General features: G+C 65.3%; 20 protein-coding genes. 7 read left to right on the forward strand and 13 right to left on the reverse strand.

From position 1 onward, the window contains the following. Positions 1 to 102: 102 nt before the first annotated feature. The 9 genes from MTR72_RS03530 to MTR72_RS03570 form a co-directional block, all read right to left on the reverse strand. Positions 103 to 324 (reverse strand): lipopolysaccharide assembly protein LapA domain-containing protein, encoded by a 222-nt coding sequence (locus tag MTR72_RS03530; RefSeq protein WP_280971034.1) that lies wholly within the window; start codon positions 322 to 324, stop codon positions 103 to 105. A 25-nt stretch (positions 325 to 349) separates the two neighbouring features. Next, entirely contained in the window at positions 350 to 925 is a 576-nt protein-coding gene (locus MTR72_RS03535; RefSeq protein ID WP_280965044.1) for an HdeD family acid-resistance protein, read from the reverse strand. Between the two features lie 273 nt (positions 926 to 1,198). After that, positions 1,199 to 2,719, reverse strand: coding sequence for an FAD-dependent oxidoreductase (locus MTR72_RS03540; protein WP_280965045.1), 1,521 nt, complete (start codon positions 2,717 to 2,719; stop codon positions 1,199 to 1,201). A 32-nt stretch (positions 2,720 to 2,751) separates the two neighbouring features. Beyond that, a complete protein-coding gene (folE, locus tag MTR72_RS03545; RefSeq protein WP_280965046.1) occupies positions 2,752 to 3,378 on the reverse strand; it encodes a GTP cyclohydrolase I FolE in 627 nt (208 codons plus the stop codon). A gap of 157 nt (positions 3,379 to 3,535) precedes the next feature. Beyond that, entirely contained in the window at positions 3,536 to 4,429 is an 894-nt protein-coding gene (locus MTR72_RS03550) for an alpha/beta fold hydrolase (protein WP_280965047.1), read from the reverse strand. Positions 4,430 to 4,541: 112 nt separating this feature from the next. After that, positions 4,542 to 5,369: a metal-dependent phosphohydrolase gene (locus tag MTR72_RS03555; RefSeq protein ID WP_280965048.1), complete on the reverse strand. Its 828-nt coding sequence runs from the start codon at positions 5,367 to 5,369 to the stop codon at positions 4,542 to 4,544. Between the two features lie 301 nt (positions 5,370 to 5,670). Continuing rightward, positions 5,671 to 6,549 (reverse strand): transglutaminase family protein, encoded by an 879-nt coding sequence (locus tag MTR72_RS03560; RefSeq protein ID WP_280965049.1) that lies wholly within the window; start codon positions 6,547 to 6,549, stop codon positions 5,671 to 5,673. Then, on the reverse strand, positions 6,546 to 9,059 hold the full coding sequence (locus MTR72_RS03565; protein ID WP_280965050.1) for a circularly permuted type 2 ATP-grasp protein: 2,514 nt from the start codon (positions 9,057 to 9,059) through the stop codon (positions 6,546 to 6,548). Before MTR72_RS03565 ends, MTR72_RS03560 begins: the two co-directional genes overlap by 4 nt. A gap of 28 nt (positions 9,060 to 9,087) precedes the next feature. Beyond that, positions 9,088 to 12,357 (reverse strand): transglutaminase family protein, encoded by a 3,270-nt coding sequence (locus MTR72_RS03570; RefSeq protein ID WP_280965051.1) that lies wholly within the window; start codon positions 12,355 to 12,357, stop codon positions 9,088 to 9,090. 129 nt (positions 12,358 to 12,486) lie between these two features. On the opposite strand from MTR72_RS03570, the gene MTR72_RS03575 reads away from it, so the two are divergent. Beyond that, positions 12,487 to 13,566, forward strand: coding sequence for a lipase family protein (locus MTR72_RS03575; RefSeq protein ID WP_280965052.1), 1,080 nt, complete (start codon positions 12,487 to 12,489; stop codon positions 13,564 to 13,566). A gap of 200 nt (positions 13,567 to 13,766) precedes the next feature. Here MTR72_RS03575 and MTR72_RS03580 read toward each other — a convergent pair whose 3' ends face one another. From MTR72_RS03580 to hpaR, 3 genes are all read right to left on the reverse strand, one after another. Then, positions 13,767 to 15,290: a UxaA family hydrolase gene (locus MTR72_RS03580; RefSeq protein WP_280965053.1), complete on the reverse strand. Its 1,524-nt coding sequence runs from the start codon at positions 15,288 to 15,290 to the stop codon at positions 13,767 to 13,769. A gap of 93 nt (positions 15,291 to 15,383) precedes the next feature. Beyond that, positions 15,384 to 16,160 carry an HpcH/HpaI aldolase family protein gene (locus tag MTR72_RS03585; RefSeq protein WP_280965054.1) on the reverse strand — a complete coding sequence of 259 codons (777 nt, stop codon included), beginning with the start codon at positions 16,158 to 16,160 and terminating at the stop codon, positions 15,384 to 15,386. 255 nt (positions 16,161 to 16,415) lie between these two features. Continuing rightward, the gene (hpaR, locus tag MTR72_RS03590; protein ID WP_280965055.1) at positions 16,416 to 16,934 is read right to left on the reverse strand and encodes a homoprotocatechuate degradation operon regulator HpaR; all 519 of its coding nucleotides are present in this window, start codon (positions 16,932 to 16,934) and stop codon (positions 16,416 to 16,418) included. Positions 16,935 to 17,048: 114 nt separating this feature from the next. Between hpaR and hpaH the strand changes: the two genes are divergently transcribed. From hpaH to MTR72_RS03620, 6 genes are all read left to right on the forward strand, one after another. Next, positions 17,049 to 17,855: a 2-oxo-hept-4-ene-1,7-dioate hydratase gene (gene hpaH / locus MTR72_RS03595; RefSeq protein ID WP_280965056.1), complete on the forward strand. Its 807-nt coding sequence runs from the start codon at positions 17,049 to 17,051 to the stop codon at positions 17,853 to 17,855. Positions 17,856 to 17,885: 30 nt separating this feature from the next. Beyond that, complete coding sequence (locus MTR72_RS03600; protein ID WP_280965057.1) at positions 17,886 to 18,284, forward strand: 5-carboxymethyl-2-hydroxymuconate Delta-isomerase; 399 nt, start codon at positions 17,886 to 17,888, stop codon at positions 18,282 to 18,284. Then, positions 18,277 to 19,815, forward strand: a complete 1,539-nt coding sequence (gene hpaE, locus MTR72_RS03605) for a 5-carboxymethyl-2-hydroxymuconate semialdehyde dehydrogenase (RefSeq protein ID WP_280965058.1) — start codon at positions 18,277 to 18,279, stop codon at positions 19,813 to 19,815. The genes MTR72_RS03600 and hpaE overlap by 8 nt, the downstream gene beginning before the upstream one ends. A gap of 126 nt (positions 19,816 to 19,941) precedes the next feature. Beyond that, positions 19,942 to 20,925 (forward strand): 3,4-dihydroxyphenylacetate 2,3-dioxygenase, encoded by a 984-nt coding sequence (hpaD, locus tag MTR72_RS03610; RefSeq protein WP_280965059.1) that lies wholly within the window; start codon positions 19,942 to 19,944, stop codon positions 20,923 to 20,925. A 3-nt stretch (positions 20,926 to 20,928) separates the two neighbouring features. After that, the gene (locus tag MTR72_RS03615) at positions 20,929 to 21,798 is read left to right on the forward strand and encodes a fumarylacetoacetate hydrolase family protein (RefSeq protein ID WP_280965060.1); all 870 of its coding nucleotides are present in this window, start codon (positions 20,929 to 20,931) and stop codon (positions 21,796 to 21,798) included. 25 nt (positions 21,799 to 21,823) lie between these two features. After that, positions 21,824 to 23,449 (forward strand): thiamine pyrophosphate-dependent enzyme, encoded by a 1,626-nt coding sequence (locus MTR72_RS03620; protein WP_280965061.1) that lies wholly within the window; start codon positions 21,824 to 21,826, stop codon positions 23,447 to 23,449. Positions 23,450 to 23,458: 9 nt separating this feature from the next. Here MTR72_RS03620 and alkB read toward each other — a convergent pair whose 3' ends face one another. Then, positions 23,459 to 24,112 carry a DNA oxidative demethylase AlkB gene (gene alkB / locus MTR72_RS03625; RefSeq protein WP_280965062.1) on the reverse strand — a complete coding sequence of 218 codons (654 nt, stop codon included), beginning with the start codon at positions 24,110 to 24,112 and terminating at the stop codon, positions 23,459 to 23,461. Between the last annotated feature and the right edge of the window lie 6 nt (positions 24,113 to 24,118).

The raw sequence follows: 24,118 nt of genomic DNA on the forward strand, positions 1-24,118 counted from the left end.
GTCACCCGCGCGACGCGGCGAGGCGAACGCGAGGCGTGCTGCTTTTGTCAGCGCGCCAGATCACCGGAGATCCACAACACGGTCTTGCGTCGAGTTGCTGGTTTATCCGCCTCGCTTCGAGCGTGCGTAAGAGCGCCGCAGCAGGGCAAAGAGGCTGCCGCCCGTCGCCGCGCCGAGCAGATACACCACCAGGGTCTGGAGCGCGAGCGGCAGGCTGATGTTCATCTTGAAGAAGGAGATCGTCACCGTCTCGAAATTCTGCGCGGCAAAGATCAACGTCGCCGCGGCGAACAGCACGATGACGGCGAGATGAAACCAGCGCATCACGATCCCACTCCGGCGGCGCGGCCTAGTGCCGATGCCGCAGGCTGAAGCCCAGGCTGACCCAGCCGGCGCCCGCCATGATCAGGTCGATGCCGAGGAACAGGCCGAGGATGTAGACGCTGTTCACCGGCCAGCGCGCCACGATCAATAGTCCGAGCAGCAGCGTGATGGCGCCCGACAGCGCCACCCACACCCACGGGCTTTCCCGCTTCATGCTGAAGGCGAGAAACAACCTGACGGCCCCCGAGGCGATCAGCGATGCGCCCAGGAAGAGAGTCAGCAGCACGGCCGCGAACAGCGGATTCTCGAAGGTCAGCAAACCGGCGATGACGTAGAGCACGCCGAGCAGGGCCCAGATCAAAAACTTGCCCCAGCTCTTCAACTGGAACGCGCCGATCACCTCGGTCACGCCGGCGACGATCATCATCGCGCCGACCACGAGCACGCTCGCCACCGTCGCCATCATCACACTGCCGAGTGCGATGAAGCCGGCGATGAGATAGACGACGCCGAGGGCGACGATCCATCCCCATTTGCCGTGCAGTGCGGCGATGCCGGAGCCCAAGCCTAGATTTTGAGACGTATCCGAAGCAGTTGTCATCACAGCCACTCCCGCATGCGAAGCCCGGAGGCACACGCCAGGATAGCACGGACCGTGCCGGGACAACAGCCAGAAGAACAGCCCCCCGGCCGCGCGACATTGACGCAAATCAACATCAAATGGACGCCTTAGACTTACTGTTCATCCCTCATGGTGAGGAGCGCGGAACGCGCGTCTCCGGACGATGCTTTGCTGTCGCCCGCGGCCATCCTTCGAGACGCCCGCTTGTCGCGGGCTCCTCAGGATGAGGTAAGTCCTTGTCACGCAGTAGGGTTAGCGCGCCCGCTCCATCTCGAGCTCGGACTTGAGACTGTCGAGATCGCGATAAATTGAAGCAACCGCGAGCACGCGACCGCCCTTGCTGTACTTCAAAAGGCAGTCCTTTCCGGCGATGCTGCCGTCGATTGAGATGTCGTCGAAGCTTTCGGCGTGGCCGACATAGTTGATCGGCACGTCATAATGCTGGGACCAGAAGAACGGCACGGCGTCGAAGCGCTCGCGCCGGCCGAGCATGTTGCGCGCCGCGGTCTGGCCCTGGCGCTCGGCAACCACCCAGTGCTCGACGCGGATGTTTTGGCCCGAATGCGGGTCGGGCCAGCGCGCGATGTCGCCGGCGGCGAAGATGCCGGGCGCACTGGTCTCGAGATAGCCGTCCACCGTCAGGCCGCGATCGATCGCAAGTCCCGCCTGTTCGGCCAGCGCGAGGCGCGGCCTCACGCCGATCCCGGTCACGACGAGGTCGGCCTCGATGACGCCGCCGCTCTTCAGCGTCGCGCGCGTGCCGTCGAAACGCACGACCGTGTCGTTGAGGTGGAAATTGACGCCGTTCTCCTCGTGCAACGCGCGAACGAAGTCGCCCATTTCCGGCCCAAGGATACGCTCCATCGGCCGCGGCTCCGGCGCAACCACGTGAACCTCGAGCTTGCGCGCCCGCAACGAAGCCGCGACTTCGAGCCCGATGAAGCTGGCGCCGATCACCAGCGCACGCTTCGCACTACTGGCGGCCTTGATGATGGCGCGGCTGTCGGCGACGGAGCGCAACGTGTAGACGTGCGGCTGATCGGCGCCCGGGATCTGCAATGTCACGGGCTCGGCGCCGGTCGCGAGCAGGAGCCGGTCGAACGGCAGCTCGTCGCCATTGCCGAGCGTCACGCTGCGCGCCTTCGGATCGATCGCGGCAACAGCGGTGTTGAGGCGGAGGTCGATCCCGGCATCCTGATAGTAGTCCTCCGGACGGAGCGGCAGCCAGTCCTCCGGGGCGTTGCCGGCGAGATAGTCCTTGGAGAGGTTCGGCCGGTCGACCGGCATTGCGCCGTCATGGCTGAGCATGGTGATGCCGCCGGCAAATCCCTCGCGCCGAAGTATCTCAGCCGCTGCGAAGCCGGCTGCGCCGCCGCCGATGATGACGAACCGGTCCGGAGTTGGCGCCGCGCGATGCGGCGCAGACGGCTGCGGCACCGCGCGTTTGCGCTGCATGAGGATCCTGTCCTGATCGCGCGTCACTTCCCACACCGCAAGCGTGTTCAGCGCCGGCGGACGCGTGGCCTCGCCAGTGCGCAAGGAGAAGCAGGCGTGATGCCAGGGACACCTGATGGTGTCGCCGACCACCAGTCCTTCGGCCAGCGGACCGTGGTAATGGCTGCAAGCGGGCTCGATTGCAAACACCTCCGCGCCGACCTGCACCAGCAGGACATCTTCCTCGCCGACATGGCCGAGCAGCTTGCCGTCCTTGAAGTCGGTCGGCAAAACGCCTTGCGTCAGGTCGGGTCCGCTCGGCTTCTTCTCCTCGGTCATGGCGTCGTCTCCCTTTGCTATCGCAGCACGGATCACGCATCCGCATTGGCCAAGCCCAGCAACTCCTGGCGCGTCAGCGCATTATCGCGGAACACACCCAGCATGCGGCTGGTAACGAGATCGGTCCCGGGCTTGTGCGTGCCGCGCGTGGTCATGCAGTGATGCGTCGCCTTGATGATGACGCCGACGCCTTCAGGCTTTAGCGCGTCGTTGATCGTATTGGCGATCTGCGCCGTCATCTTCTCCTGGATCTGGAGGCGCTTGGCATAGATATCCACCACCCGCGCGAGCTTGGAGATGCCGACCACGCGCCCTTGCGGAATATAGGCGACCCAGGCGCGGCCTACGATGGGCGCAATGTGGTGCTCGCAATGGCTCTCGAAGCGAACGCCGCGCAAGACGATCATCTCGTCATAGCCTTCGATCTCCTCGAAGGTCTTTCGCAGGATTTCGGTCGGATCCTGCGCATAGCCGGAAAAATACTCCTCGAAGGCGCGCGCGACCCGATCCGGCGTTTCGCGCAGACCATCGCGCGCGGGATCGTCGCCTGCCCAGCGGATCATGGTCCGGACCGCTTGCTCGACCTCCGCCCGGCTCGGCCGTTCGCTCGGCGCCTGCGCCACCGCGACACGCTCCATCCTACGCGCGTGTGAAGTCATGAATAACCTCTCCTCGAATGCTCCGCACATCTGCGGCCCTCAGCTTGGACGGCCGCAATCGGAAAAGGTTCCCGTATTCGCGAAAAATCGGATGGCCGGCAGACCGGCCAGCCGGCGGGACGAAGAGCCAGGCGCTCTGTGACGTATCCGGAATGGCCTAGCGTTCTGCCGCCTTCCGTACGTCGAGCACGGCCTGCGCCCATGCGGCGGGCCGCTCCTGCGGCAGATTGTGGCCGGCACCAGCGAACACGCGGCGCTCGAAAAAGCCCTCGAACTTGCGCGCATGATGCGCGGTGCCGGGATTGACACCGTCGCTGTCGCCATCGATCGCGATCGTCGGTACGCGAATCGGCGGCTGGCCTGCAAGCTTCGCCTCGATCCCGGCATAAGCTGGATCGCCTTCGACCAGCGCGTAGCGGTGGCGATAGGAGTGGATCACGACGTCGACAAAATCAGGATTGTCGAAGGACAAGGCACTCCGCTCGAACGTGGCATCGTCGAACGCCCATGTGGGCGACCACATCGACCAGAGCTGACGGGCAAAGCCGCGGCGGTTGCGCTCCAGCGCGCGGCGGCCGCGCTCGTTATGGAAAAGATATTGATACCAGAGCGCGGCCTCCTCCGGCGGCGAAGCCGGCTCCATCGAACGCGCGATGTTCTGGATGTTGTAGGAATTGCCGGAGACGAGCCCGATCACGCGCTCCGGATAGAGCGCAGAGACCACGCAGGCTGCGCGGCCGCCCCAGTCATAGCCGCCAACGACGGCGCGCGCGATTCCAAGGGCATCCATGAAGGCAAGCAGATCTGCGCCGAGCGCCGCCTGCTCTCCGGAGCGCAGCGTCGTGGCGGAACGGAAACGGGTCGGGCCGTAACCGCGCAAATACGGGACCAGCACGCGCGCCCCCTCTTGCGCGATCAGAGGCGCGGCCTCGGCATAGGCACTCACGTCGTAGGGGAAACCGTGACCCATGATGCAAGGCCAGCCGCCGGGCGCGCCGAACTCCAGATAGGCGATGTCGAGAATGTCGGTGGTGACGGACTTCTGTTGCATCACGCACTCACGGATGGCTCGGTGCGGTAGCCCGGATGAGCGAAGCGACGTCCGGGATCACGTTCATGCCGCCAGCCCCCGGATATCGCTTCGCTCATCCGGGCTGCTGCATCTACTTCTGCGGCCCGGAGAGCGAGATATCGCGCTCGGCGCGGAAGACGTTGCTGTAGAGATTGGCGATCCACTGCCGGCCGATCTCGGTCTTGTTGAGATAGCCGATCTCGGTCTGGATGTGCGGCGCGACGCTATTCCAATAGAATTGCGGGTAGCGATTGACGATATCGGCGGGCGAATCGTAGCCGAGTTGGCGGTTGATGCCGACCTCCTCGAACTCGTAATACAGCGCGTTGGCCTTGCGCAGATAGTTGGGATCGCCGAGTTGCCCGATGAAATCGGCGGCGCGCAGGACCGAGGCCTCCTCGTCATACTCCTGCCCTTCGCGGGCGGGAAAGCGCGTTCCCTCGATGGCGCGGGCGACTCGCTCGCTGTCGATGCCGCGGATCGGCGGCAACCGCCGCCTCACAAAAAGCTTCGACCGGTCAACGTGATACATCATGAGACTGGCATCGGATGCACCGCGCGGCAGCGACACCTTGGTCCCCGCCTCGTCGATCAAGAAACCGTCCTCGTCATCCTCCGCGAACAGGCCTCGCACATAGCCGATGTCGTGTGCGAGGCAGGCGATGAGGACATGAATGTAGTCCTCCGCCGAAAGGTGCGTATGGAGATTGCGTCCCATGAGGATCGCCTGGCCCGCCAGCGTCACCAGCATCGTATGCTCGATGTTGTGGTAGAGCGCATCGCTGTTGCCGATGCATTCCAGCGCCGTGCGGGTCGCGCCCTCCAGCACCCTGGCATAGGACTCGTCGTACCTGCGACGCATGAACGAGCCCAGTAGCTTCTCCAGGGTTTCGGCCGCCAGTCTCGGTAACGTCAACATGGATGCAGCCCCGTTGTCGGTGGTGTGTCACGCCAACCCCCGACGTCTCGTTTCCCGTCCGCGACGCGGGGGTAGCATAGCCCATCTCGGGCGGGCTCGCCCAAATTCGGGGGCGAAAATACGAAAATATGTTTATTGCTTTGCCACGCAATGTTGCGCCAGCGATCACGGTCCGCCGGCCTCGGGGACGCGTGAGCCGACCTGCCCGACGGAGGACGACGACACCAAATTCGCCTTATCGGTTTTGGATTGCAGAAGCCCGTCGCCTCGTGAATACCCGGGCAGCAGGACTGACGCAGCGTCACTCCACCAGCAGCACGTCCACGGCGACGGCGAGCTTTTGCTTGGGCGAGCCGACGATGACGCCGTCGACCGGCGAGACGTCGGAGAAGTCGCGGCCGACCGCGAGCACAATGTGATCGTTGGCGACCAGGAGATCATTGGTCGGATCGAAATCGACCCAACCCAGCTCCGCCCCGCACCACAGCGACACCCAGGCGTGCGTGGCGTCAGCACCTTGCAGGCGCGGTTGGCCCGGCGGCGGAATGGTACGCAAATAGCCGCTGACATAGGCCGCCGGCAGGCCGAGCCCGCGAAGGCCGGCGATCATCACATGGGCAAAGTCCTGGCAGACGCCGTGGCGCTGGTCGAAGACCTCGTTGAGCGGTGTCGAGATCACCGTCGCCTTGGGATCGTAGCGAAACTGGTTGCGGATGCGCTGCATCAGATCGACCGCTCCGGCAAGGATGCCCACACCCGGCGCGAAGCTCTCCGCCGCATAGTCGCTGACGGGACGCAAGACAGGCACCAGCGGGCTCGCGAAGACATAGCCGACCGGCGAGGCCGGCCCCAGGCTCGTTGCTTCGAAGGCGATGTCGCGGATGCTCTCCCAGGACAGGCTTGATGCATCGCGCGCCGGCGGCTGGCGCGACACCGAGACGCGCGAGCGGGAGTCGATCCGCAAGTTGCGATGCGCCGCCTCGATCACGACGCTCTCGGTCAGCGTGCCGAAGAAATCGCGCCGTACGTTGCGCTCCGCCGGACGCGGATGGATCTCGACACGATGCGAGATCAGCTCCTGGCCGCGACCGTTCATCGGCTCCAGCCGCAGCGTGCAGCGGGCGAAGCTGACGGGGCTCTCGTAGTCGTAGGTGGTGACATGGCGGACGTCGTAGATCACGCCAGACCCGTTAGCTTTTCCGGACGGCTGGCATTGGGTCCGTGCGGGAAGTAATGCAGCCCGATTGCGTCGGCGAGCTTGAGTAGGTCCTGCTCCAGCGAAAACAGGGTCTTGACCTCGAGCTTCTCGGCCTCGGCGGTGGCGAGCATCGCCTGCACGGCAACCGCGAGCCGCTGCGGCCGCTCGATCAGCCCGTATTCCTTCAGGCTCGGCAACGCGGCGATGTGCTCGTTCAATGTCGTCACCTGGAACGCGACCGAGCGCGGATTGTAGCCGTCGAGCACCGCAAGATCGCGCACCGGCGCGAGCACCGGCGCCAGCAGATAGCGCGAGCGGTACGTGATCTGGCAATCGATCAGCGTCAACAGCACGTCGAGCTCCTCGTCGCCGGCCTCGTCATAGGCGAACTGCCGCGCAAAGCGTGTGGTGTTGATGGCGCGCTCGGCGCGGCGTCCGATGTCGAGGAAGCGCCAGCCGGCGGCGCGGTTCATGTTCTCCTGGGCAAGGCCGGCAAAGCTCGCAAGCTCCTGCAAGGTCAGCTCGGCCGCGCTGATGACGCTGTCGTCGTCCTCGACCTCATAGGCAAGGCGCTCGGCCATCTCCGTGATCACCTGCCAGGCGTCGGGCGACAGCCGCTCGCGCAAGGAGGTTGCGGTGCGCTGCGCCGCGCGCACCAGCGACAGCGCCGAGCCGAAACGATCCGCGCTCTGGAGCGCTTCGGCCACGATGCGCCCGGTCGCCGCGCGCGAAGTCTGCGAGATCGCGCCCCAGGCCACCAGCAGGCGCTGGATGCGCTCGGCCGACTGCGTCGTGGCCGAGGTGCCCTTGTTGAGCCCGCTCGGCGAGCCCAGGGCGCGCACCAGCCGCAGCGTGGCCTCCGCACGCTCGAGATAGCGGCCAAGCCAGAACAGATTGTCGGCGGCACGGCTCGGCAGCACGCCGGCAATACGGCGGATCCGAACCTTGTCGGTCGCTGGCAGCAGGGTGGCCGTCGAGACCTGCTGCTCGGAGACGACCCAGACGTCGGCCGCACGTGCGCCGTCGCCCATCGACACCGCGCGGGCATCCGCCTGCTCGGCGATCCGGCAAAAGCCGCCGGGCATGATGGTCCAGCCGTCGGCCGTCGCCGCCGCGAACACGCGCAACACGAAGGGGCGCGGCGTGATCCGTCCGTGCTCCCACACCGGCATGGTCGAGAGCCGCACCACCTCCTGGCCGACATAGTCCATGCCGCGGGCGGTGATGGCGTCGACCAGACGCTGGCGCCCGCCTGCGTCGAGCTCGCTCGCGAGCACCGGGCCGTTGCTGTCGAAACCGGGAACGCCGCGCCGGTAGGCGCCTTCGATCGCGACCTGGTCGAGCCGCGACAAGACCTCGTCGCGCGCCGCGCGCTGGCCGCACCACCAGGTCGCGATATGCGGCATCTTCAATTCGTCGCCGAGCAGGCGGCGGCAGAGCGCCGGCAGGAAGCCGAGCAGCGCACGCGCCTCCAGCACGCCAGAGCCCGGCATATTGGCGACGACGACGCCGTCCTTGCGCAGCACGTCGATCAGGCCGGGCACACCGAGATGCGAGGACGCGTCCAGCTCGAGCGGATCAAGCGAGTTGGAATCGACCCGGCGGAGCAGCACGTCGAGCCGCTTGAGCCCCGCGACGGTGCGGATGTGAACGCGGTTGTCGCTGACGGCGAGGTCGTCGCCTTCGACCAGCAGGAAGCCGAGATAGCGCGCGAGGGTAGCGTGCTCGAAATAGGTCTCGCTGAAGCTGCCGGGCGTCAGCACGCCGATGCGCGGCTCGTCGCGATCGGCGCTGGCGCGAAGACTATCCCGAAATGCCTCGAAGAACGGCGCGACGCGCGGCACGTTCATCGACTTGTAGAGATCGGAGAAGGCGCGCGAGAGCACCAAGCGGTTCTCCAGCGCATAGCCCGCGCCGGACGGCGCCTGGGTGCGATCGCCGAGCACCCACCAGCGCCCGTCGGGCCCGCGGCCGACATCGGCGGCATAGATCGACAGATAGCGTCCGCCGGGCGGCGGCACGCCGCAGACCGGGCGCAGATATTCGGGGCTGCCGGCAATGGCGGCGGCCGGCAGCGCGCCTTCGGCCACCAGCCGGCCTTCGCCATAGATGTCCCGCAGCACCAACTCCAGAAGCTCGGCGCGCTGCTTGATGCCGGCGCAGAGCTGCTGCCAGTCGGCCTCGTCGATCAGGAGCGGCAGATGGCTGAGCGACCAGGGCCGGTCGGCACCGTCGCCGGGCGCGCGGTAGGTGACGCCGGCCTCGCGCAGGTGGCGGTCGGCCATGCCAAAGCGGCGTTCGATCTCGTCGGGCGACAGCGCGCCGAAGGCGTCGAAGAACCTGTTCCAGACCGCGCGCGGGCTGCCGTCCGGCCCGAGGAACTCGTCGGGGATGCCGGGCAGCCGGCTATAGTCGCGTACCCATTGCGCGACGCGGTGCTGGCCGGGCGCCCTGCCTGTCTCGCCAGTCCCTTCGGTTGCGCCCTCGCCCATGCGCCTCTCCCTTGCCCCGTCCCCATTCTCATTGCAGGAGCGGCATTCGCAAGTCGAGGGTCAGCGGAAACTCATTTGTGCGTTCGTCAGGGGGCGGCTGGACCGGGCCCGGCGTATGGCCGTGGTCCTGGAAGCGCGCCAGCCGGCGCGCCTCGGCCTCGTAGGTGTTGACGGGCTTGGTATCGTAGTTGCGCCCACCGGGATGGGCGACGTGATAGACGCAGCCGCCGAGCGAGCGGCCGTTCCAGGTGTCGATCAGGTCAAAGGTCAGCGGCGCATGCACCGGAATGGTCGGGTGCAGGCCGGAGGCCGGCTGCCAGGCCTTGAAGCGGACGCCGGCCACGGCCTCGCCCGAGCGGCCGGTCGAGGTCATCGGCAGACGGCGGCCATTGCAGGTCACGATATGGCGTCCCTCGACAACGCCTTCAGCTTTCACTTGAAGCCGTTCGACCGAGCTGTCGACGTAGCGCACCGTGCCGCTGGCCGACCCCTCCTCGCCCAGCACATGCCAGGGCTCCAGCGCCTGACGCAGCTCCAGCGTCACGCCACCATGATGGACGCGGCCGAAGGCGGGAAAACGGAACTCGAGCTGAGCGAGATACCATTCAGGCTCAAAGGGATAACCGGACTGCTTCAAGTCAGAAATCACTTCAACGAAATCTTCCCAAATGAAGTGAGGCAGCATGAAGCGATCATGCAGCGCCGTGCCCCAGCGCACGAACTTGCCGGACTGCGGCTCGCGCCAGAATCTTGCGATCAGCGCGCGGATCAGGAGCTGCTGCGCCAGCGACATGCGCGGATCGGGCGGCATTTCGAGCGCGCGGAATTCGACAAGGCCGAGCCGGCCCGTCGGCCCCTCCGGCGAATACAGCTTGTCGATGCAGATCTCGGCGCGGTGGGTGTTGCCGGTGGTGTCGACGAGCAGATGGCGGAACAGCCGGTCGACCAGCCACAGCGGCGTCTGGTAGCCCGGCGGCGGCACGTGCGAGAGCGCGATCTCGAGCTCATAGATGCTGTCGTGCCGCGCCTCGTCGATGCGCGGCGCCTGGCTGGTCGGACCGATGAAAAGGCCGGAGAAGAAGTAGGACAGCGACGGATGCCGCTGCCAGTACAGCACCAGGCTCTTCAACAGATCAGGCCGGCGCAGGAACGGCGAGTCCTGCGGACTGGGGCCGCCGACCACGACGTGATTGCCGCCGCCGGTGCCGGTGTGGCGGCCATCGATCAGGAAACGGTTGGCGCCGAGGCGCACCTTCGCGGCGTCTTCATAAAGCCCGGAGGTGATGTCGACCACCTCGCGCCAGTTCTTGGCCGGCTGGATGTTGATTTCGATCACGCCGGGATCGGGCGTCACCTTGATGACGTCGATGCGCGGATCGAACGGCGGTGGATAGCCTTCGACATGAACCGGGAGCTGCATCTCCTCGGCCGTGGCTTCGAGCGCCGCGATCAGTTCGAGATAATCCTCGACGCGCTCGACCGGCGGCATGAAGGCGCAGAGCACGCCGTCGCGGATCTCGACGGCCATCGCGGTGCGAACGGGAATCGTGGTGTTGAGATAGTCGGGCGCAACGCGCGGCGGTGATGGCGGGCGCGGTATCCGGCTGAACACCGGCAGCTTGCCCCGCGGCTCCATCGGGTCCTGCTCGACGACGTAAGGGTATTGGTCGGGCGGAACATGAGCGAGCGAACTCATCGGCAGCCGCAGCCCCAACGGGGAATCGCCCGGGGACAGGAACAGATGATTGCGGCGGAGTTGCCAGCGTTCGCTGCGCCAGCGCGGCGGCGCATTCCAGCGCTGGATCGGGAGCACGAAGCCGCGCGGCATGCCCACGCCCTGGTCGAACACCCGCGCCATCCGCGCCCGCGCTTCGGGATCGGACAATTTGGAATCGGACGGATCGACGTTGACGGGAAGGTCGGCCTCCTTCTGCAGCCAGTATGCCGGATCCTCATAGGCCGGCATGATGTAGCCGAGATTGAGCCCGAGCCGCGCGGCGGTGCCTTCCATGAAGGCTTCGGCGTCTTTCACCTCAGGCCGGCGCGGATTTTCGATCCTGGCGATGAGGTCGGCGTTCTTCCAGATCGGCACGCCGTCCTTGCGCCAGTAGAGCCCAAAGGCCCAGCGCGGCAGGCTCTCGCCGGGATACCATTTGCCCTGGCCGTAATGCAGAAGGCCACCCGGCGCGAAGCGCGTGCGCAGGCGACGGATCAGGTCGTCGGCGAACGTGCGCTTGGTGGGACCGACGGCCTCGGTATTCCACTCGGGTGCCTCGAGATCATCGACCGAGACGAAGGTCGGCTCGCCGCCCATGGTGAGCCGCACGTCCTGCGCGCTAAGATCACCATCGACCTGCTCGCCGAGATCGTTGAGCCGCGCCCAGGCTTCGTCTGAGAATGGCTTTGTGATGCGCGGCGCCTCGCGGATGCGCCGGACGCTCATCTCGAAGGCGAACTCGACCTCGGCCATGCCGGCGCTGCCGGAGATCGGCGCGGCCGAACGGTAATGCGGTGTCGCGGCGACGGGAATGTGTCCCTCGCCCGCGAGCATGCCGGAGGTCGCATCGAAGCCGATCCAGCCCGCGCCCGGCAGATAGACCTCGGCCCAGGCGTGCAAATCGGTGAAATCGTTTTCCACCTCGGGCGGTCCTTCGATCGGATCGATGTCGGGGCGGATCTGGATGAGGTAGCCAGAGACGAAGCGCGCCGCGAGGCCGAGATGGCGCAGCGTCTGGATCAGGAGCCAGGCGGAGTCGCGGCACGAGCCGGCGCCGGAGGCGAGCGTCTCCTCCGGCGGCTGCACGCCGGCCTCCATGCGGATGACGTAGCGGACGCGCTTCTGCAGCTCGCGATTGAGCTCGACCAGGAAGTTGACGGTGTTGCCGGCCTCGCGCGGGATCGAGGCGAGGTATCGCGCGAAGAGCGGACCGGGCTCGATGGTCTCGAGATAGGGCGCAAGCTCGGTCTTCAGGTCCTTCGGATATTCGAACGGAAAGCTGTCGGCATACGGCTCGACGAAGAAATCGAACGGGTTGATCACGGTCATCTGCGCCGTGAAGTCGACCTCGATCTTGAGCTCCGTCGTCTTCTCCGGAAAGACATAGCGCGCCAGCCAGTTGCCTTGCGGATCCTGCTGCCAGTTCACGAAGTGATTGGGTGGCGTGACCTTGAGCGAGTAGCTCAGGATCGGCGTGCGCGTATGCGGCGCGGGCCGCAGGCGGATGGTCTGCGGGCCGAGATCGATCGGACGGTCGTACTTGTAGTGCGTGACGTGATGCAGTGCGACGTAGATCGACACGGGTTGCGGTGCTCCGGCAGCTTTTTGAGCAGAACACTGCCGGTTGTCGCGATCAAGCACTAACAACGGGCAACCGGTGCCTACGGGACGGGCTGGTTTACGCGATACACTTGCCGAAGCGATCTACCCGTGGTCGAATGGACCATTGCCTGCGCAAGCCGCGCCCGACGCTGCGCCTTGCGCATGATGGACTCTCCCGTTCGTAATAATTGTCGCGCGGCGCATCGATGCGAAGCGCGGCCTGAAACAGGAGACATTTCCATGAGTTTTCTGGTCGAACAACCCCGAGAGCTATTTCCTGAAGACGCGCTGGACGGTCTCGATACAACCGCGAAAGACTTCAAGCTCGAAAACGCGCAGGCCTTAATGTGGATGTCGCAGCTCGCTTACGAGACGGCGCACGAAGGCAAGGTCAATGACATCCTGAAGGCCTGGGGCATGACGAGACTTGCCTTCGGCAGCAATGATCCTGTGACGGGTCTGCCGGCCAAGAGCGCTTGTTTCGTCGTCGCCGAAGGACACGGCGCGACGATCGTCTCCTTTTCCGGCACCGATCCGCTCAAGATCAATGACTGGATCAAGGACTTCACCCTGGCACCGGAGCCGAACGTTCTCCATCTCGGGTTCACGACCGCCATCGATGCGGTTTGGCCTATCGTCGAAGCGGCGATCAAGCGACGCACCGAGCAGCCGCTGTTCTTTACCGGACACAGCATGGGAGCCGCATTGGCCCTGCTTGGGGCGGAGCGCGCACTCAACAGGGCCAGCATCACGCCAACGGCCGTCTACACCTTCGGAAGTCCGCGAACCGGCGGCCTGGACTTCTTCAACAGCTACGCGACGCTCGGTGACAAGACGTTCCGCCTCGTCCACGGCCACGATATCGTTGCAACCGTCCCGCCGAGCGCGAACGGCAATTTTCGCCATGTCGGACGGTTGCTCCATTGCGGGAGCGGCGAACGGTTTGCCGGGCTAACACCTGCGCCGTCGGATCAAAATCAGCCGGACCTCGATATCGGCTTCCTCGCTGCCAATGGCTTCGCCAACGTCGCCGCTGTCATCGGGGAGATCAAGGCATTGCGACAAACCGGGCTAATTGCCAGCGTCGGTGCGAGGCTCCTCGGGCCGCCGACAAATGCGCTGCCGTCGATAGTGCGAGATCACATACCGACAAGCTATTTTCAGGCGCTGTCGATCCCGCTGGAATAGACGCCACCCGTTAAGCCCGGATGGAGTGGAGCCTATCCTTACTGCGTCACAAGTCCCCGGCCTCATCCTGAGGAGCCCGCGACAAGCGGGCGTCTCGAAGGATGGCCGCGGGCGACAGCCGGGCCTTCATGGTCCGCCCGGCGATGCAGCATCGTCCGGAGACGCGCGTCCCGCGCTCCTCACCATGAGGGTATTTCGGGCTACATTGTCGCTCCAAGCACCCAGGGCGCAAACTCGGCGCCGCCGAAATCAAAGCTCTCGCTCTTGGTCGGCTGGCCCGAGGCGGTCTTCAGGATAAGATCGAAGATGCGCTGGCCGCATTGCTCGACCGTCTCGGAGCCTTCGAGGATGGTGCCGCAATTGACGTCCATGTCGTCTTCCATCCGCTTGTACATCGGTGTGTTGGTCGCCAGCTTGATCGACGGCGCGGGCTTGCAGCCGAACACGCTACCGCGGCCCGTGGTGAAGCAGACGAGATTGGCGCCGCCGGCGACCTGTCCGGTCGCAGCGACCGGGTCGTAGCCGGGCGTGTCCATGAACACAAAACCCTTCTTCGTCACCGGCTCGGCGTAGCGCAGCACGTCGACGAGATTGGTGGTGCCGGCCTTCGCCATCGCACCGAGCGATTTTTCCAGGATGGTGGTGAGCCCGCCGGCCTTGTTGCCGGGGCTCGGATTGGCGTTCATCTCGGCGCCTTCGCGGTCGGTATATTGCTCCCACCAGCGCATGAGATCGACCAGCTTCTCCCCGACCTCGCGGCTGACGGCGCGGCGCGTGAGCAGATGCTCGGCGCCGTAGGTCTCCGGCGTCTCCGACAGGATCACGGTCCCGCCGTGACGCACGATGAGATCGCTGGCCGCGCCGAGCGCAGGGTTGGCGGAGACGCCGGAGTAGCCGTCCGAGCCGCCGCATTGCAGGGCGACGGTCAGTTCGCTCGCAGCGACCTTCTCGCGCTTGACCTTGTTGGCGTCCGCGAGCGCCTCGCGCACGAAGGCAACGCCCGCCTCCACCGTCTTGCGCGTGCCGCCGACCTCCTGAATGTCCATCGCGCGCAGACGGCCGGCGAGCTTCTGCTCCTCCATCAGGCCGCCGATCTGGTTCACCTCGCAGCCGAGGCCGAGCACGATGACGTGGGAGAAATTGACGTGCCGCGCATAGCCGCCGAGCGTGCGGCGGAGCAGCGCCAGAGGCTCGTTCTGCGTCATACCGCAGCCGGTCTTGTGGGTCAGTGCGACCACGCCGTCGACATTGGGGAAATCAGCCAGCGGATTGTCGCCGGTAAACGGATTCTTCTTGAAGACGTCGGCGACGAGGCCGGCAACATGCGCGCTGCAATTCACCGAGGTGAGAATGCCAATATAGTTGCGCGTGGCAACGCGGCCGTCGGGCCGGCGGATGCCTTCGAAGGTCGCCGGCAGGTCGAAATTCGGCGTCGGCTTCACGTCGGCGCAATAGGCATAGTCCTTGGAGAAATCGCCCATGCCGCAGTTCTGCGTGTGCACGTGCTGCCCCGGCGCGATCGGCGCCGTGGCAAAGCCGATGATCTGGCCGTAGCGCCTGACCGGCTCGCCCACGGCGATCGGCTTGATCGCGACCTTGTGCCCGGAGGGAATGCGATCGACCGTCGCGACTCCGTCGGCCACCATCGTTCCGGGCGGCAGGCTCGCGCGCGCGATCACCACGCCATCATCGGGGTGCAGGCGGATGACGGGGCTGATGGTCATAGGTGTCTCCATAGGCGAGTAACGAATAGCGAGTGGCGAATGGAGAAAGGGAGCGGCACTATTCGCTACTCCCTATTCGCCATTCGCAAGGTCTCAGGCCTTTCCGGCGGAATCCTTCCGGGTCTGGTTGACCTGCATTTTCGCGTAGGTCGTCATCAGGCCGACCTCGTTCGAGAGCGTCACCAGCTTGAAGCCCATGTTGATCGCACGGGCCGCGCCTTCTGCGCCGCTGCAATGGATGCCGGGATTGAGGCCGCGCTTGCCGCACTCCTTGATGATCTTCTCATAGATCGCGAGGATCTCCGGCTCGGTGCGGTCGAGCTTCGGCTCGAGGCCGTAGGAGAAGCCGAGGTCGGACGGGCCGATATAGACGCCGTCGAGGCCCTCGACGTCGAGGATCGCCTCCATGTTCTCGACAGCGGTCCTGGTCTCCATCATCGGCAGCAGCACGATCTCGTCGTTCGCCGTCTTCTGGTAGGAGCCCGCGGTACCGTACATGCCGGCGCGGATCGGACCGTTGGAGCGCACGCCCTTCGGCGGGTACTTGGAATAGGAGACGAGGTTCCGCGCTTCCTGCGGCGTGTTGACCATCGGGCAGATCACGCCATAGGCGCCGCCATCGAGCACCTTGCCGATAATGCCGGGCTCGTTCCAGGGCACGCGCACCATCGGGGTAATCGGATGCTTGTCCATGGCCTGGAAGCACTGAACCATCGACAGATAGTCCTGCACGCCATGCTGCATGTCGACGGTGACGCTGTCGAAGCCACATTGCGCGACCATCTCGGCCGAGAAGCCGGAGGGAATCGCGAGCCACGCGTTGACCACGGCCTTGCCCGACTTCCAGATTTCTTTGACTTTGTTCGCCACGTTGCCTTCCTTCCCTGTTGGCCAATGCCGCCGTCACTTACGAGCGGCGCGAAATAATCCGGAAACTCGCCGCTGCGAGATTCTGGATTGCCCCGGAGCCGACGCTTTCGCAATGACGAAATTGTCTCAGTCGCGCGCCTGGTGCGGCACACCCGTCCCCTCGCCGATTTTGCATAGATCGGCCTGGGCGGCACTTTGAGCCAAAAATCGCGCAGATGTCCATGGCTGTCGCCGCGCGCACGCGCATATCTGCTTTCACTCCTCGGCTATTGCTTCGTCACCTGCACCGAGCCCTGCGAGACTCTGTTCGAGCTCGCCGAGCATCTCCTGCAACTCGGCAAGCTTGCGCACCCCGTAGCGCCGCGTGATCTCCGCATAGATCGCTTCCGAGGACGGCGCAACGGAGGCCATCAGCTTGACGCCCTTCTCCGAGATCGAGACCATGCTGCGGCGTTGATCCGCCTTCGCGGTCTTGCGCTCGATCAGGTGGCGCGCCTCGAGATCGCGCAGGATGCGCGACAGGCTGGGTCCCAGCAGAAACGCCGTGCGCGCCAGTTCCGTGACCTCGACGGCCTCGATCGCGGCAAGTGCCCGCAGGATGCGCCACTGCTGCTCGGTAAGCCCATGCTGGCGCAGCGAGGGACGGAACTGCCGCATCACGGCCTCGCGGGCTCGCAACAGCGACATCGGCAGCGAGCGCGAGAAATCGCGCATCGGCACCTGCCGGGCGGCAGGCGCGCTTCCGTTCGCAGGATCAGCCGGTCTCTTCGCCATGATACCCCGCCTTCAAACTGCAAAATGTTTGCAGTGCAGCAAGCCGGAATTGTCTTTGACGCATTCACTTAACATGTTAAGTATCTCCCGGCACCACGATTTGTAAGACCACGAATGGCGCTTTCCAACGACGATATTCTGAGCTGCGCGAACCGCCTGCACCAGGCGGAGAAGACCCGCTCGCAGATCCGGCAGCTTTCGCAGGCCTTCCCCGGCATCACCATCAATGACGCTTACGCGATTCAGAAGGCATGGGTCGACCTCAAGCTCACCGAGGGCCGCATCGTCAAAGGCCACAAGATCGGCCTGACCTCGAAGGCGATGCAGAGCGCGCTCAACATCGACGAGCCGGATTCCGGCGTGCTGCTCGACGACATGTTCTTTGCCGACGGCGGCCTCGTTCCGATCGACCGCTTCATCGCCACGCGCGTCGAGGCTGAACTCGCCTTCATCATGAGCAAGCGCCTCAAAGGTCCCGACTGCACGATGTTCGACGTGCTGAATGCCACCGACTTCGTGGTGCCGGCGTTGGAAATCCTGGATACGCGGATCGAGCGCGTCGATCCCGCAACCAAGGCGACGCGAAAAATCTTCGACACCATCGCCGACAACGCGGCGAATGCCGGCATCGTGCTCGGCGGGCGGCCGATCCGCCCCTTGGAGACTGACCTGCGCTGGATCGGCGCGCTGTGCTTCAAGAACGGCCAGCTCGAGGAAACCGGTCTTGCCGCCGGCGTGCTCAATCATCCCGCGACTGCGGTTGCCTGGCTCGCCAACAAGATCGCCCCGCTCGGGCTGGCGCTTGAGCCCGGCCAGGTCGTGCTCGCCGGCTCCTTCATCCGTCCGATCGAGACCCGCAAGGGCGACACAATTCAGGCCGACTATGGCGCCTACGGCTCGGTGAGCTGCTACTTCGCCTGACGAACAAAGAAGACAGGGAGCGAAACCGCCATGCCGCATTTCACGATCGAATATTCGGCGAATCTCGACGGCCGTCTCGATATGAGCGCGGTGTGCGAAGTCGTACGCAAGGCGGCGGTGGACACAGGCATCTTCCCGCTCGGCGGCATCCGCGTCCGCGCGATCAGGTGCGAGCACTATGCGATCGCCGACGCGCGGCAGGACTACGGCTTTCTTGATGTTGTCCTGCGCATCGGCGAGGGCCGCGATCTCGCCACCCGCAAGAAGGCCGGTGAGCACGTCTTCCAGGCGCTCTCCCGGCATCTCGATCTCGTCTTCGCAAGCTCGAAATTTGCCCTGTCGTTCGACATGCAGATCAACGACAAGGAGACGAGCTGGAAGCGCAACAACATCCACGATGCCCTGAAAGTGGAGGCTGCCCATGGATAAACCCGCGCCGAAAGCCGACGTGTTCCAGGCCAACCGCGACCGCGCGGCGCCGCTCCTGAAGAAGCTGCGGGCCGACGGCATCGGCCACATGATCGACGGCAAGATCGTCGCCTCGATCTCGGGGGAGACATTTGAGACGAAGTCGCCGGTCGACGGCGCAACGCTCGCGAGCGTTGCGCGCGGCAATGCCGAGGACGTCGATCGCGCGGCAACCGCCGCCGCTCTCGCCTTCAAGTCCTGGCGCGACATGGGACCTGCGATGCGGCGCAAGCTCTTGCATCGGGTCGCCGATGCGATCGAGGACAATGCCGACGACATCGCGGTGCTCGAATGCATCGACACCGGCCAGGCCTACCGCTTCATGGCCAAGGCCGCGATCCGCGCCGCCGAAAACTTCCGCTTCTTCGCCGACAAATGCGGCGAAGCGCGCGACGGCCTCAATACGCCGAGCGAGGAGCACTGGAACATCTCCACGCGGGTGCCGATCGGTCCCGTCGGCGTGATCACGCCGTGGAACACCCCGTTCATGCTCTCGACCTGGAAGATCGCTCCGGCGCTGGCCGCCGGCTGCACCGTCGTGCACAAGCCCGCGGAGTGGTCGCCGGTGACCGCGGATATGCTCGCAAAACTGGTCAAGGAAGCCGGCGTTCCCGACGGCGTGCTCAACACCGTCCACGGTTTCGGTGAAGAGGCGGGCAAGGCCCTGACCGAGCATCCCGCGATCAAGGCAATCGGCTTCGTCGGCGAGAGCGCAACGGGCTCGGCGATCATGAAGCAGGGTGCGCCGACGCTGAAGCGCGTGCATTTCGAGCTTGGCGGCAAGAACCCGGTGATCGTGTTCGACGATGCCGAGCTCGACCGCGCGCTCGATGCGGTCGTGTTCATGATCTACTCGCTCAATGGCGAGCGCTGCACGTCGTCCAGCCGCCTGCTGATCCAGGCGAGCATCGCCGACAAGTTCATCGAGAAGCTGACGACACGGGTGAAGGCCTTGAAGGTCGGCCATCCCCTCGATCCCTCAACCGAGATCGGGCCGCTGATCCATGAGCGGCATCTGGCAAAGGTCTGCTCCTATTTCGACGTCGCGCGCCAGGACGGCGCAGTGATCGCGGTCGGCGGCAAGGCCTATGACGGCCCGGGCGGCGGACATTACGTCGAGCCGACGCTGGTGACCGGCGCGCATGGCAAGATGCGCGTTGCGCAGGAGGAGGTGTTCGGCCCCTTCCTCACCGTGCTGCCATTCCGCGACGAGGCGGACGCGGTCGAGATCGCCAACGACATCCGCTATGGCCTCACCGGCTATGTCTGGACCAACGATATGGGCCGCGCGCTGCGCGTCGCGGACGCGTTAGAGGCCGGCATGATCTGGCTGAACTCGGAGAATGTCCGCCATCTGCCGACGCCGTTCGGCGGCATGAAGGCAAGCGGCATCGGCCGCGACGGCGGCGACTACTCGTTCGACTTCTACATGGAAACCAAGCACGTCTCGCTGGCGCGGGGCACGCATAAGATTCAGAAGCTGGGAATCTAGGGAAACTGTCATTCCGGGGCGATGCGAAGCATCGAGCCCGGAATCCATAACCACCAGTCGGGAGTATGGATTCCGGGCCTGGCCCTTCGGGCCATCCCGGAATGACGAGCCGAGAGGGGAAACGCAATGCCCGTACCGCAACATGTCTTCGAGCCACCATTCAACATCATCCGCTCGAGCCATGCCGTGCTCGATGTCACGGACCTGAAGCTCAGCCGCGAGTTCTACGAGACCACCGTCGGCCTGCATGTCGAGGATGCCGACGACAACGTGGTTTACTTGCGCGGCGCGGAAGAGCATCAGCACCACTCGCTGGTGCTGCGCAAGGCGGCGGTGCCGGCCTGCAACCGGCTCGGCTTCAAGGTCGGCAACGACAAGGATCTCGACAAGGCGGCGGCGTTCCTGTCCGAGAACGGCCTTAGCTACGCCTTCGTCGACCAGCCGTTCCAGGGCCGCACGCTGCAATTCACCGATCCCTTCGGCTTCCAGATCGAGCTCTACGCCGCGATGGACCGGCGGCCGCATCTGCTCCGCCGCTACGACCTCTACCGGGGCTGCCATCCGCAGCGGCTCGATCATTTCAACGTCTTCGCCGCCGAGGTGCAGGATACCGTCGACTTCTACGCGCGGCTCGGCTTCCGCCTCACCGAATATGCCGAGGAGGACGGGCCGAACGGGCGCATCGCCGCCGCCTGGATGCATCGCAAGGGCAACGTCCACGACTTCGCCATCACCAACGGCAAGGGCCCGCGGCTGCATCACTTCGCCTACTGGACGCCGACGGCGATGAACATCATCCACCTCTGCGACGTGATGGCCTCCGCGGGCTTCGTCAAGAACATCGAGCGCGGGCCCGGACGCCACGGCATCTCGAACGCATTCTTCCTCTACGTCCGCGACCCCGACGGCCACCGGCTCGAGCTCTACACCAGCGATTATTTCACGGGCGATCACGACCACGAGCCGCTGCGCTGGTCACTGCGCGATCCGCGCCGCCAGACGCTGTGGGGCGCGCCGGCGCCGCGCTCCTGGTTCGAGCAGGGCTCGCCCTTCACGGGCCAGGCCGTGCGCGAGCCGAAATTCGTGGCCGACGTCTTGGTGGCGGACTAAGCAATGACGCTGCCTCGCCTCGCCACCTATTCCGTCAAGGGCATGACCAAATACGGCGCCGTCACCGACGGCGGCGTCGTCGATCTCTCCGCGCGCCATGCCAAGGACTATCCGACCCTGCGCGAGGTGATCGCGGCCGGGAAGCTCGCGAGCCTCGCCGAGAAAGCCGCCGGCCGCGCGCCGGATCATGCGCTCAGTGACATCACCTGGCTCCCGCCGGTACCCGCACCGGAAAAGATCATCTGCATCGGCGTCAACTATCCCGACCGCAACGCCGAGTACAAGGACGGGCAGGACGCGCCGAAATATCCGAGCATGTTCATGCGCTCGCCCCGCTCCTTCGTCGGCCACGATACGCCACTGGTGCGGCCGCGCGCCTCGGCGCAACTCGACTATGAAGGCGAGATCGTGCTGGTGATCGGCAAGGGCGGACGGCACATTCCGGAAAGCGCAGCGCTCGACCACATCGCGGCGTTGACTCTTTGCAACGAAGGCTCCGTGCGCGACTGGTTGCGCCACGCCAAGTTCAACGTCACGCAAGGCAAGAATTTCGACTCCAGCGGCAGCCTCGGCCCGTGGCTCGTGCCTTACATCCAGGAATCGCAGATCGCCGACATTCGTCTGACCACACGTGTCAACGGCGAACTGCGGCAGGACGATCGCACCAGCCGGCTCATGTTCCCGTTCCGCTATCTCATCAACTATATCTCGACCTTCGCAACGCTCGTTCCCGGCGACATCATTGTCACGGGCACGCCGACCGGCGCCGGCGCGCGGTTCGATCCGCCGCGCTACTTAACGCCCGGCGATGTCATTGAAGTCGAGGCCGAGGGCATCGGCCTGCTTCGCAATGGCGTCGTCGACGAGGCCTGATCAACGAAACGAATGGAATAGTGCAATGACCACCCTCACCGGCGGGGAAGCGATCGTAAGCGGGCTTGTTGCGCATGGCGTCGATACCGTATTCGGCCTGCCCGGTGCGCAGGTCTACGGCCTGTTCGATGCCTTCCACCAGGCTCAGCTCAAGGTGATCGGCGCCCGGCACGAGCAGGCGTGCGGCTACATGGCGTTCGGCTATGCGCGATCGAGCGGCAGGCCCGGCGTGTTCAGCGTGGTGCCTGGCCCCGGCGTGCTCAACGCCAGCGCGGCGCTGCTCACCGCTTTCGGCTGCAACGAGCCGGTGCTGTGCGTCACCGGCCAGGTACCGACGCAGTTCCTGGGCAAAGGCCGCGGTCATCTGCACGAGATGCCGGATCAACTCGCGACCTTGCGCACCTATGTGAAATGGGCGGAGCGGATCGAATATCCCGGCAATGCGCCGACGGTCGTGGCGCGCGCCTTCCAGGAAATGATGTCGGGACGGCGGGGTCCCGTCTCGGTCGAAATGCCCTGGGACGTCTTCACCCAGCGCGCCGACACGGCAGCCGCACCGGTTCTTGAGCCCCTGGCCGCGCCGCAGCCCGATCCTGACCTCGTGAAGCAGGCGGCCGCGCTCATCAAGGCGAGCAAGGCGCCGATGATCTTCGTCGGCAGCGGCGCGATCGAGGCGCGCGAAGAGATCCTCGAGCTCGCCGAGATGATCGATGCGCCGGTGGTCGCGTTCCGCAGCGGCCGCGGCATCGTCTCCAACGCGCATGAGCTCGGGCTGACGATGGCGGCTGCCTACAAGTTGTGGCCGAACACCGACCTCATGATCGGCATCGGCACGCGGCTGGAGCTGCCGACCATGTCGCGCTGGCCTTATCGCCCCGATGGCCTGAAGAGCATCCGCATCGACATCGACCCGGTCGAGATGCGGCGCTTCGCCTCAGATGCGGCCATCATCGCCGATGCCAAATCCGCGACCGCCGATCTCGCCGCCGCCGTGCGCAAGGCAGGCTACAGCAAGACCGCCGGACGCCGCGCGGCGATCCGCGAGGCCACGGCATCAGCGCAAGCCGAAATCCAGCGCATCCAGCCGCAGATGGCGTATCTCAACATCCTGCGCGAGGTGCTGCCGGCGAACGCAATCGTCACCGATGAATTGTCGCAGGTCGGCTTTGCCTCCTGGTACGGGTTTCCGATCTACGAGCCGCGCACCTTCATCACCTCCGGCTACCAGGGTACGCTCGGCTCGGGCTTCCCGACCGCGTTAGGCGCCAAGATCGCCAATCCCGACAAGCCGGTGGTGGCGATCACCGGCGACGGCGGCTTCATGTTCGGCGTGCAGGAGCTTTCCACGGCGGTGCAGTTCAACATCGGCGTGGTGACGCTGGTGTTCAACAACAACGCCTATGGCAATGTCCGCCGCGACCAGCGCGAGCGTTTTGACGGCCGCGTGGTGGCGTCCGATCTCGTCAACCCGGATTTCGTCAAGCTCGCGGAGTCCTTCGGCGTCGCTGCAGCACGCGTAGCCTCGCCGGATCATTTCAAGGCGGCGATGGAGAAGGCGCTCACCCATGGCGGGCCGTATCTGATTTCGGTCGAGGTGCCGCGGGACTCCGAAGTCAGTCCCTGGGCATTCATCCATCCGCCGAAGCCGTAAGACGCAGCGTCACCGCGTCCTGCGGAACGTCAGATTGATGCGCTGACGGCCGAGCAGCGCGTGCTCGCCATCGGCGAGCGGCGCGACGCCGTGATAGGCGAGCCGCGATGGGCCGCCCCAGACCACGACATCGCCATGCACGAGCCGAAAACGGCGCGGCTTGTCGCTGCGCGCCATGCCACCGAACAGGAAGATCGCGGGCAGCCCAAGCGAGACCGAGACGATCGGCGCCGAATAGTCCAGCTCGTCCTTGTCCTGATGCAGCGACAGCCGCGTGCCGGGCTCATAACGATTGACGAGGCAGGCATCCGGCGCGAAGCCGGCGAAACCGCCCTGCTCCGCCGCGCGGTGGGCCAGATCGCGGAAGACAAGGGGCATCTCCGGCCATGGCGTGTCGGATCGCGGATCGATCGCATCGTAGCGATAGCTGGTGTGGTCGGTGATCCAGCCGCGCTCGCCGCAATTCGTCATCGCCACGGACATCTGATAGCCGCCGGGCGTGGTCATCCGGCGGAACGGCGCCTGCGCCACGATCGCGCGCACCGCCGCGATCAGCTCGCTCTCGATCGGCTTGGCAAAGCCGCGCAGCAGCACCGCGCCTTCCGCGATCTGCTCGCGCGACGGCCGCGCCTCAATGACATCGTCGAACAAATCCGCCGTCAACGGCAA

The sequence above is a fragment of the Bradyrhizobium sp. ISRA442 genome (assembly GCF_038085055.1).
GTDB lineage: Bacteria > Pseudomonadota > Alphaproteobacteria > Rhizobiales > Xanthobacteraceae > Bradyrhizobium.

What these genes read in the sequence shown, in the direction of transcription:
- MTR72_RS03530 (WP_280971034.1), bottom strand. Translation starts at nt 324, where the DNA reads ATGCGCTGGTTTCATCTCGCCGTCATCGTGCTGTTCGCCGCGGCGACG.
- MTR72_RS03535 (WP_280965044.1), bottom strand. Translation starts at nt 925, where the DNA reads ATGACAACTGCTTCGGATACGTCTCAAAATCTAGGCTTGGGCTCCGGC.
- MTR72_RS03540 (WP_280965045.1), bottom strand. Translation starts at nt 2,719, where the DNA reads ATGACCGAGGAGAAGAAGCCGAGCGGACCCGACCTGACGCAAGGCGTT.
- folE (WP_280965046.1), bottom strand. Translation starts at nt 3,378, where the DNA reads ATGACTTCACACGCGCGTAGGATGGAGCGTGTCGCGGTGGCGCAGGCG.
- MTR72_RS03550 (WP_280965047.1), bottom strand. Translation starts at nt 4,429, where the DNA reads ATGCAACAGAAGTCCGTCACCACCGACATTCTCGACATCGCCTATCTG.
- MTR72_RS03555 (WP_280965048.1), bottom strand. Translation starts at nt 5,369, where the DNA reads ATGTTGACGTTACCGAGACTGGCGGCCGAAACCCTGGAGAAGCTACTG.
- MTR72_RS03565 (WP_280965050.1), bottom strand. Translation starts at nt 9,059, where the DNA reads ATGGGCGAGGGCGCAACCGAAGGGACTGGCGAGACAGGCAGGGCGCCC.
- MTR72_RS03580 (WP_280965053.1), bottom strand. Translation starts at nt 15,290, where the DNA reads ATGACCATCAGCCCCGTCATCCGCCTGCACCCCGATGATGGCGTGGTG.
- hpaR (WP_280965055.1), bottom strand. Translation starts at nt 16,934, where the DNA reads ATGGCGAAGAGACCGGCTGATCCTGCGAACGGAAGCGCGCCTGCCGCC.
- hpaH (WP_280965056.1), top strand. Translation starts at nt 17,049, where the DNA reads ATGGCGCTTTCCAACGACGATATTCTGAGCTGCGCGAACCGCCTGCAC.
- MTR72_RS03600 (WP_280965057.1), top strand. Translation starts at nt 17,886, where the DNA reads ATGCCGCATTTCACGATCGAATATTCGGCGAATCTCGACGGCCGTCTC.
- hpaE (WP_280965058.1), top strand. Translation starts at nt 18,277, where the DNA reads ATGGATAAACCCGCGCCGAAAGCCGACGTGTTCCAGGCCAACCGCGAC.
- hpaD (WP_280965059.1), top strand. Translation starts at nt 19,942, where the DNA reads ATGCCCGTACCGCAACATGTCTTCGAGCCACCATTCAACATCATCCGC.
- MTR72_RS03615 (WP_280965060.1), top strand. Translation starts at nt 20,929, where the DNA reads ATGACGCTGCCTCGCCTCGCCACCTATTCCGTCAAGGGCATGACCAAA.
- MTR72_RS03620 (WP_280965061.1), top strand. Translation starts at nt 21,824, where the DNA reads ATGACCACCCTCACCGGCGGGGAAGCGATCGTAAGCGGGCTTGTTGCG.